Consider the following 8,536-nt stretch of genomic DNA (forward strand, 5'->3'; position numbering starts at 1 on the left):
CCGCGGTCACGATCCACGGGATGGCCACGACGCAGCGCGACCTAGCCGACAACCGCCCGGGCTCGGCCGCTCGGGCCAAGGCGCGCGAGTTGGAGGCCGAGCACCCCGTCAAGGCGGTGCTCGCGCGGATCCTCGGCATCCGTCGACCTGAGCACGCCTGGCACCGCGGGGCCGACGGCGAGGTGCTCGTCGGACGCACGTTGCGCCGCCTGGGCCCACGGTGGCGAGTGCTGCACAGCGTGCCGGTCGGCAGCCGGGGCTCGGACATCGACCACGTCGTCGTCGGTCCGGCGGGAGTGTTCACGCTCAACACGAAGCACCACCGCCGAGGCCGGATACAGGTCGACGGCGACCGGTTGGTGGTGAACGGGACGAGGCAGGCGTACGTCCGGGCGAGCCGTCACGAAGCCACCCGGGCAGCCAAGCTCCTCGCCGCTGCCGGTGGGGTCGAGGTGCCTGTCCGGGCAATCGTCGTCCCCATGGGTGCGGCTGCCGTTCGAGTTCGCCGTCAACCTGTCGACGTGGCGGTGGTGGAGCGGCGGCACCTGCGTCGCTGGTTGGCACGCCAGCCTGAGGTGCTGACCGCCAGCCAGGTCGACGCGGTCTACGACCTCGCTCGCCGACCGAGCACCTGGGTGGGCTGATCTCCGGCCTCGGCACGTTCGCGCCGTCCAGGCAGATCCCCGCCCTGCAGGGCGACAGGATCCCTGGACGGCGTGGGTCCGGGGCGGGTCAGGGCGCGACCCGGAAGACCGGCCAGCCGATCTCGGTGCGCCAGGCCGAGCTGTCCGTGGTGTCCCGGGGCCCGACCAGGTAGGTCTCGCGCACCGGGCCGGCGACGGCGAGCGCGTGGTCGGCGACCCACCGGCCCAGCTCGCCGTAGGTCACGTCGATCGCGTCGTGGTCGCCGACGTGGGTGCGCACGGCGAGCTCGACGGCCGGCAGCACGACCGGGTGCACCCGCCCGGACGTCGGCGCCGCGTCGGTGGGCAGGTGCACCAGCACCGCGCCCCGGCCGGCGGTGAACAGCGCGTCGTCGTAGCTGCCGCCCGGCGGCCCGGCCGGCGCGGGGACGACGGCGTGCAGCTCGGCCATCGCCCCGGAGTACCAGGTGAGGACGTCGTCCAGACCCACCACCGCCTCGACCGCGGCGACCGGGGTGGCCGGCACCGACCGCAGCTCGACGTCCACCGGACCCGGGTCCAGCAGCCGCTGCAGCGACACCACCGCGGCCCGGGTGCGGGCCAGCTGGTCCTCCAGACGCTGCAGGTGCCCGGCCACCAAGGCGGCGCGGGCACCGGGGTCGGCGGTCTGCAGCACGGCGCGGACGTCGTCCAGGGGCAGGTCCAGCGCGCGCAGCTGGTGGATGACCTGCGCGGTGGGGATCTGGTCGGGGGAGTAGGAGCGGTAGCCGGTGGCCGGGTCCACCCGGGCGGGCTCGAGCAGGCCGCCGTCGTGGTACCGGCGCAGGGTGCGGACGCTCAGGTGGGTGAGGGTCGCGAACTCCCCGATGCTCAGCACGGGCCCGACTCCGCACCCTCTCCCCGGGGGAGGGTCCCGCGTGTTGACCCTCCCGACGGGGGAGCGCGCACGGTGCCCGGCATGACGAACCTGCCGAGCACCGTGACCGCCTACCTCGACCAGCCCGCGATCGACCAGTTCACCGCCGACGCCTCGGTCACCGACGAGGGCCGCACGCACCACGGCCCCGTGGAGATCCAGGCCTGGCTGGACCGGTCGGCGTCGGAGTGGACCTACACGACCGAGCGCACCGGCAGCGCCCGCGTCGACGACGACCACTGGACGGTCACCAACCACCTGGAGGGCGACTTCCCCGGCGGGGTGGTGGACCTGGTGTTCCGCTTCACCCTGCGCCAGGGCCGGATCGCCGAGTTGGTCATCGCACCGTGAACCCGGGGGCTCAGCGCGTGTAGCGGCCGGCGTCGATGTCCTCCACCAGGGTGGGGTGCGTGGGCGTCCAGCCCAGCAGTGCCCGGGTGCGGTCCGACGACGTCGGGCTGTCCAGGCCGAGCACCGACCCGAGGAAGCCGAAGTGGGCCTCGGCGTCGGCGGCCGGCAGCGAGGTCACCGGCAGGTCCAGCGCCCGGCCGATCGCCTCGGCGATCTCCCGGGTCGGGATGCCCTCCTCGGCCACCGCGTGCAGCACCGAGCCGGCCGGCGCCTGCTCCACGGCCAGCCGGAACAGGGTGCTGGCGTCGGCGCGGTGGACGGCGGGCCACCGCGTGGTGCCCTCGTCCACGTAGGCCGACGTCCCGGTCGTGCGGGCGGTGGTGACCAGGGCCGGGATGAACCCGGTGTCGCCCTCGGCGTGCACGGTCGGGGACAGCCGGACGACGACCGAGCGCACCCCGCGGTCGGCGGCCTCCAGGGTCAGCTGGGCGGTGTGGTGCCGGGCCAGCACGCCCTGCGGGTCGCCCTCGACGGTGCGGCCGTCGTCCTCCGTGGCGGTCCGTCCCGGGGTGACCCCGAGTGCGCCGGAGGCGATCACCAGCGGCTTGTCGGTGCCGGCCAGCGCGTCGACGAACGCCTGCACGGCCTCGCGGTCGGCGGACGCGGCCTGGGCGCCCTGCCCGGTGAAGGCCAGGTCGTGCTTGAAGGCCAGGTGGACGACGCCGTCGGCCCGCTGCGCGCCGGTGCGCAGCACGTCGAGGTCGTCGAGGGAGCCGCGCAGGACGTCGGCCCCGGCGGCGGTGAGCGCCCGGGCGGAGTCGTCGGAGCGGGCGAGGCCGGTGACCCGGTGGCCGGCGGAGAGGAGCTCGGGGACGAGTGCGGACCCGATCCAGCCCGAGGCGCCGGTGATGAAGACGTGCACGGTAGGTAACTCCGAGGAGTGACGGCAGTGGCTGACATCGACGCTACACGCTCATGTCAGCGACTGTCATCAGTAGGCTCGGGTGCATGGGTCGCTGGGCACCGGACGCGCGCGGGCGCCTGCACCAGGCGGCGATGGAGCTCTACACCGAGCACGGCTACGACGGGACGACGACCGCCGACATCGCCGAGCGGGCCGGGCTGAGCGAGCGCACCTACTTCCGGCACTTCGCCGACAAGCGCGAGGTGCTCTTCGACAGCACCGACGCGCTGCAGACCCTGGTGCTCGACGGCATCGCCGGCGCCGACCCCGCCGCCGCGCCGCTGGACGCCGCGGCGGCCGGGCTCGGCGACGGCGCGGCGCTGCTGCAGTCCTTCGGCCAGGGACCGCGGCACCGGGCGGCCGTCGTCGCCGCGCACGCCGAGCTGCGGGAGCGCGAGCTGGCCAAGATGGCGACCCTGGCCCAGGCCGTGGCCGGGATGCTGGTGGCGCGCGGGTCCGCCGAGGCGTCTGCCGCGCTGACCGCCGAGACCGCGGTCGCGGTCTTCCGGGTCGCCTTCGACCGCTGGGTGGCCGACCCGGACGGGCCGGCCCTGCCCGACGTCCTGGCGGCGTGCTTCGCGGAGCTGCGGGAGGTCAGCGCGCGGGGTCGGTGATCCCGTTCGTGCAGGCCAGACCGGCGACGTCCCAGCCGGCCCGGGTGGCGCCGGCGGCGTAGGCGGCCTCGTAGAAGGCGAGGACGGCGGCGCGCGGGTCGGCCGCCGTCCGGGCGACCTCGTAGGGCAGCACCGCGAGGTGGCTGCCGCCGCGGGCCAACCAGGTCGCGCCCTCGGGCAGCGGCTCGGTCTCCAGGCCGGCCGGCTCGGGGGCGGTGTAGGAGTAGAAGGCCGGGTCCGGGTAGCTGGCGTCGCCGAACCAGAACCCGGAGCTGATGACTTCGCGGGAGTAGGCCTCGCGGGTGACCGGGTCGGCCTCGGGCTGGTGGACGACGCGGTCGGAGAACCGGGTGAGCGCGATGTCGAAGGTGTGCCAGAAGTGGTGCACCGGGCTGGTCTTGCCGGAGAACCCGCCGGCGAACTCCTCGAGCACCAGGTTCACCTGGCTGAGCACCTGCCAGTAGCGGGTGACGGCGGCCGGGTCCCACGACGCGTGCTCGGTGTCGTCGGCGAAGCGCCGGTCGGCGTCGGGCAGGTCGAAGGGGCGGGCGTCGACGATGTCGACGTCGATCTCGAGGTCGGAAAGCGACGCCACCACCGCGGCGTGCACCTGGGCGACCGGCCGGCCCAGCAGGGAGGTCGACACCCGTCGTCCGTCGATGGTGCTGACGTCCAGGCGGTGGTCGAGCAGGTCGAGGTCGATCGTGAACGTCGGGTTCAGCCCCATAGGGCGGGTGGTGATGCCGCGGCCGGTGACGTGGAAGGGCACGTTCCACCAGTGGTTGCGCCGCGGGCTGGCCAGCAGCCGCACCCGGCCCACGACCTGGGCGACCCGGTGCACGGTGGCCAGGGTGTCCGACCAGCCGGCGTAGGGGATCAGGGGGAACAGCTCCACGGGGGACCTCCAGGTCATCGGGTGCGGGCCCGCCCATCCTGCCGGGAACGCCCGGGGGCCCGGGTGGGTTGTCCCGCACGTGCCCACGTCCGACGTGCCCCTGCAGAAGCTCGGCTTCCTCACCATCGGCGTCTTCGACGGCGACGACCCGCGCCCGGGGATGGAGGCACTGCTCACCCAGCTCCAGCTCGGCGAGGAGCTCGGCTTCGACTCCGCCTGGCTGCGGCACCGGCACCTGCAGTACGGCGTCTCCTCGCCGGTGGCGATCATGGCCGCGGCGTCCCAGCGCACGTCCCGGATCGAGCTGGGGACGGCGGTCACCCCGCTGGCCTGGGAGAATCCGCTGCGGCTGGCCGAGGACCTGGCCACGGTCGACCTGCTGTCCGGCGGCCGGATCAACCCGGGCATCAGCGTGAGCCAGCCGATGCGCTGGGACGACGTCAAGGACGCGCTCTACCCCGACACCGCCGAGGTCGAGGACTTCACCTACGGCCGGGTGCAGCGGTTCCTGGCGATGGTCGGCGGCGAGCCGGTCACGACGGCGACCACGCAGGGCATCGAGGTGTTCTCCGACAGGATCCAGCCGCACAGCCCGGGCCTGCGCGATCGGGTCTGGTACGGCGCGGGCAGCCTGCGCTCGGCGCGGTGGGCCGCGGAGCAGCGGCTGAACCTGCTGACCTCCAGCGTCGTCACCGGCGCCGAGGGCGGCGACTTCGCGGCCATCCAGGGCGGCCAGATCGCCGCCTACCGGGAGGCCTTCCCCGAGGGCCGGGTCTCCCAGGGCCTTGTGGTCATCCCGACCGACACCGCCACGCCCGCCCAGCGCGAGAAGTACGAGGCCTACGCCGCCGCCCGGCTGCCCCGCACCCGGGAGCCGCAGGGCCCGGGCAAGCTCCTCTTCGCCCCGGACGTCGTGGGGACGTCGGAGCAGATCGCCGAGCAGCTGTACGCCCACACCGGGTTCCAGCAGGTGACCGAGGTGGCGTTCGCGCTGCCGTTCAGCTTCGACCACGAGGACTACGTGCAGATCCTCACCGACATGGCCACCCGCCTCGGCCCGGCCCTGGGCTGGTCCCCGGCGCAGGCATGACGCGGCCTTAACCTGGCGTTGAGCCCCGCGACCGGAGAGTGACCTGCATGCGAACCACACCTCTCCTCCTCACCGCCTGGGCCGGCGCCGCCACCGTCGCGGTGGGCCTCGGGTTCTTCTCCGTCTCCCTGCTCGACGCCGACCCGGTGTCGGCGTCGTCGTCCACCCCCTCGTCGGCCGCGTCGACGGCGGCGAGCACCACCCCGGGGGACGCGGCGTCGACGACGGCGGCCTCCCCGACCGCCGGCGGCCAGCAGCTGACCGGCCAGCAGGTCACCGAGGCCGGCACCGTCTACGGGTCTTGCGTCGACGGCCTGCCGCAGGCGGCCAGCGCCCCGGCGGCCGGCTGGGAGGTCGACGACTCCTCCACCCCGACCGACGTGGAGTTCAAGGCCGGTGACCGGCGGATCCACGTCGTCGTGACCTGCACGCCCACCGGCCCGGCCTTCGCCGTCGTCGAGGGCGGGGACGACGACGGGGTGCAGACCACCCCGTCCCCGGGCTCCGGCTCGCCGGCCACGCAGACCGCCGGGGTCACCCCGGACGACCACGGCTCGGGCGGGCACGGCTCCGACGACACCGGCCCCGACGACTCCGGGTCCGGCGGGCACGGCTCGGGTGGCCACGGCTCCGACGACTGACCGGGTTAGCGTCGCGCCCGTGGCCTCCCTGCTGCTGATCGAGGACGACGAGCGCATCCGCGGCGCGGTCATCCGGACGATGCGCGAGCGCGGGCACGTCGTCGACTCGGCCGGGACGGCGCTCCAGGGTCTCCAGCAGGCCCTGGACCGCCGTCCCGACCTGGTGCTGCTGGACCTCGGCCTGCCCGATCTGGACGGCGTCGAGCTGCTCCGCATGCTGCGTGCGGTGTCGGCGGTGCCGGTCATCGTCACCACCGCCCGGGACGAGGACGCCACCGTCGTCGCCGCGCTGGACGCCGGGGCCGACGACTACGTCCTCAAGCCCTTCCAGGCCGGCCAGCTCGACGCGCGCATCCGTGCCGTCCTGCGGCGGGCGGCCGGCCCGGGGGCGGAGGTCGCCCCGGTGACGGTGGGCGACCTGGTCGTCGACGTCCGGGCGCACCGGGTGACGCTGGCCGGGACCGAGGTGGTGCTCAGCCCCAAGGAGTTCGAGCTGCTGGCCTACCTCGCCGAGCGGGCCGGCACCGTGGTGGCCAAGCGCGAGCTGCTGGCGGAGGTGTGGCAGCTGCCCTACGGCGGCTCGGACAAGACCGTCGACGTCCACCTGTCCTGGCTGCGCCGCAAGCTGGGCGAGACCGCCGACGCACCCCGCCTGCTGCACACCGTGCGCGGGGTCGGCGTCCGGCTGGCCGGGCCGACCGGGTGAGGCGCCGGATCACGCTGCTGGTCGCCGCGACCACCTCGGTGGTGCTGCTGGCCTTCCTGCTGCCGGCGGCCTCGCTGGTCGCCCGGGTGGCCGAGGCCCGCGCGCTGGACGCCGCCCGCCAGCAGGTGCAGTCCCTCCTCCCGGTGGTCGCGCTGGCCGCCGGGTCCGCCGACGTGCGGGCCGCCGTCGACGCCGGGGTCGCCGCGGGTCGGCAGGTGGCGGTGGTCTGGCCCGACGGCACGGTGCTCGGCGACCCCGGCGCGGTGGCCGGCGACGTCCCGACCACCGCGACGGCCACCGTCGCGGTGGCCGGTGGCACCGCCGTGGTGCAACCGGTGACCCGGGCCGACGGCGTGGCCGTCGTCCAGGTGTTCGTGCCCGAGGCGGAGGCCGAGGCCGGCGTGCTGCGCACCTGGCTGGTGCTCGGCGGGCTGGGTGTCGTGCTGTTCACCCTGGCGCTGCTGGTGGCCGACCGGCTGGCCCGCACGCTGACCCGGCCGGTCTCCGACCTGGCGTCCACCGCCGACCGGCTCGGCCGCGGCGACCTGACCGCCCGGGTCGAACCCGGCGGGCCGGCCGACATCCGTGCCGTGGGCACCGCGGTCAACCGGCTTGCCGGCCGCATCACCGAGCTGCTTGCCGCCGAGCGGGAGAACGCCGCCGACCTCGCCCACCGGCTGCGCACCCCGCTCACCGCCCTGCAGCTGGACGCCGACGCCCTGCCGCCCGGCCCCGGCCGGGACCGACTGGTGGACGACGTGGACGAGCTCACCCGCACCGTCGACGCCGTCATCACCGAGGCCCGCCGACCGGTCCGCGAGGGCCTGCAGGCCCGCTGCGACGCGGTCGCGGTGGTGGCCGACCGGGTCGCGTTCTGGTCCGTGCTGGCCGACGACGAGGACCGGACGGCGACCGTCCAGCTGCCGGCCGGCCCGCTGTCGGTGCGGGTGGCCGAGGCCGACCTGGGTGCCGCGGTGGACGCCCTGCTGGGCAACGTCTTCGCGCACACCCCCGCCGGCACGCCGTTCGCGGTGTCCGTGCGGGCCGGGTCGCGGGCGGGCGCCGTCCTCGAGGTCGCGGACCGCGGGCCGGGCATCGCGGGCGACGCACTGCTCGAGCGCGGGGTCTCCGGCCGGGGGTCGACCGGGCTGGGGCTGGACATCGTCCGGCGCACCGCCGAGGCCTCCGGCGGTGCCTGCACCGTCACCTCCGACGGCGGGACGACGGTGCGGGTGGACCTCGGCCCGGCCGACTGACCTCAGCCCAGCGCCGTCCGCAGCACCGCCGCGAAGGCCGCCGGGTCGCCGCCCTGGCCGGGGTGGAAACCGCCGTGCCCACCGGGGAAGACGTCCAGCGGGACGCCGAGCTCGGCGGCGACGGCCCGCGAGGTCCGGCCGGTGAGCGCGGCGTCGCCGGACCACGCGCCCACCCCGATCCGGACCCGATCGGTCGGCAGCGCCGCGGCGTCCAGGCGGTGGGTGGGCACGGTCTCGATGCCCAGCACCATCCGGGTCATCGACCGCAGGTCGGCCTCCGACGGCGGGGGCGGCGGGGGCGCGGCGGCCCCGGGGGCGGGCGGGGCGAAGCCCGCGGTCGCCCTGAACGCACCCAAGGCCCGGGACAGCCCCCGGTCGCGGGGGGGCGCGCTCACCCCGGCCCGGCGCGCGCGGGGCCCCGGGGCGGCGCGGGGCGACCCCCGGAGCGGCCGCCCCCGC

10 protein-coding genes and 1 pseudogene are annotated in these 8,536 nt (G+C 75.8%); 7 read left to right on the forward strand and 4 right to left on the reverse strand.

The window, feature by feature from the left end; translation table 11 throughout:
- Positions 1 to 20 precede the first annotated feature (20 nt).
- Positions 21 to 644: a nuclease-related domain-containing protein gene (locus tag LFA75_RS19335; protein ID WP_225235221.1), complete on the forward strand. Its 624-nt coding sequence runs from the start codon at positions 21 to 23 to the stop codon at positions 642 to 644.
- Positions 645 to 732: 88 nt separating this feature from the next.
- Here the strand turns inward: LFA75_RS19335 and LFA75_RS19340 are convergent, their stop codons facing one another.
- Positions 733 to 1,521 (reverse strand): MerR family transcriptional regulator, encoded by a 789-nt coding sequence (locus tag LFA75_RS19340; RefSeq protein WP_225235222.1) that lies wholly within the window; start codon positions 1,519 to 1,521, stop codon positions 733 to 735.
- Between the two features lie 81 nt (positions 1,522 to 1,602).
- On the opposite strand from LFA75_RS19340, the gene LFA75_RS19345 reads away from it, so the two are divergent.
- Complete coding sequence (locus LFA75_RS19345) at positions 1,603 to 1,911, forward strand: nuclear transport factor 2 family protein (RefSeq protein ID WP_225235223.1); 309 nt, start codon at positions 1,603 to 1,605, stop codon at positions 1,909 to 1,911.
- A gap of 10 nt (positions 1,912 to 1,921) precedes the next feature.
- Here the strand turns inward: LFA75_RS19345 and LFA75_RS19350 are convergent, their stop codons facing one another.
- Entirely contained in the window at positions 1,922 to 2,833 is a 912-nt protein-coding gene (locus LFA75_RS19350) for an SDR family oxidoreductase (RefSeq protein WP_225235224.1), read from the reverse strand.
- 86 nt (positions 2,834 to 2,919) lie between these two features.
- Between LFA75_RS19350 and LFA75_RS19355 the strand changes: the two genes are divergently transcribed.
- Complete coding sequence (locus tag LFA75_RS19355; protein ID WP_225235225.1) at positions 2,920 to 3,489, forward strand: TetR/AcrR family transcriptional regulator; 570 nt, start codon at positions 2,920 to 2,922, stop codon at positions 3,487 to 3,489.
- On the opposite strand, the gene LFA75_RS19360 is transcribed toward LFA75_RS19355, so the two are convergent.
- Entirely contained in the window at positions 3,470 to 4,384 is a 915-nt protein-coding gene (locus tag LFA75_RS19360; RefSeq protein WP_225235226.1) for a DUF5996 family protein, read from the reverse strand. The two genes, LFA75_RS19355 and LFA75_RS19360, sit on opposite strands and share 20 nt — an antisense overlap.
- Before the next feature lie 79 nt (positions 4,385 to 4,463).
- Between LFA75_RS19360 and LFA75_RS19365 the strand changes: the two genes are divergently transcribed.
- From LFA75_RS19365 to LFA75_RS19380, 4 genes are read left to right on the forward strand one after another with little or no spacing between them, the layout of a single operon-like run.
- Positions 4,464 to 5,474 carry an LLM class flavin-dependent oxidoreductase gene (locus LFA75_RS19365; protein ID WP_225235227.1) on the forward strand — a complete coding sequence of 337 codons (1,011 nt, stop codon included), beginning with the start codon at positions 4,464 to 4,466 and terminating at the stop codon, positions 5,472 to 5,474.
- A 47-nt stretch (positions 5,475 to 5,521) separates the two neighbouring features.
- The gene (locus tag LFA75_RS19370; protein WP_225235228.1) at positions 5,522 to 6,115 is read left to right on the forward strand and encodes a hypothetical protein; all 594 of its coding nucleotides are present in this window, start codon (positions 5,522 to 5,524) and stop codon (positions 6,113 to 6,115) included.
- Between the two features lie 19 nt (positions 6,116 to 6,134).
- The gene (locus tag LFA75_RS19375; RefSeq protein WP_225235229.1) at positions 6,135 to 6,821 is read left to right on the forward strand and encodes a response regulator transcription factor; all 687 of its coding nucleotides are present in this window, start codon (positions 6,135 to 6,137) and stop codon (positions 6,819 to 6,821) included.
- Positions 6,818 to 8,077, forward strand: coding sequence for a HAMP domain-containing sensor histidine kinase (locus LFA75_RS19380; protein WP_225235230.1), 1,260 nt, complete (start codon positions 6,818 to 6,820; stop codon positions 8,075 to 8,077). Before LFA75_RS19375 ends, LFA75_RS19380 begins: the two co-directional genes overlap by 4 nt.
- A 2-nt stretch (positions 8,078 to 8,079) precedes the next feature.
- Here the strand turns inward: LFA75_RS19380 and LFA75_RS19385 are convergent.
- Positions 8,080 to 8,536, reverse strand: a pseudogene (locus tag LFA75_RS19385) (hypothetical protein); the annotation flags it as partial.

The sequence above is a fragment of the Klenkia terrae genome, assembly GCF_900491935.1.
Lineage (GTDB): Bacteria > Actinomycetota > Actinomycetes > Mycobacteriales > Geodermatophilaceae > Klenkia > Klenkia terrae.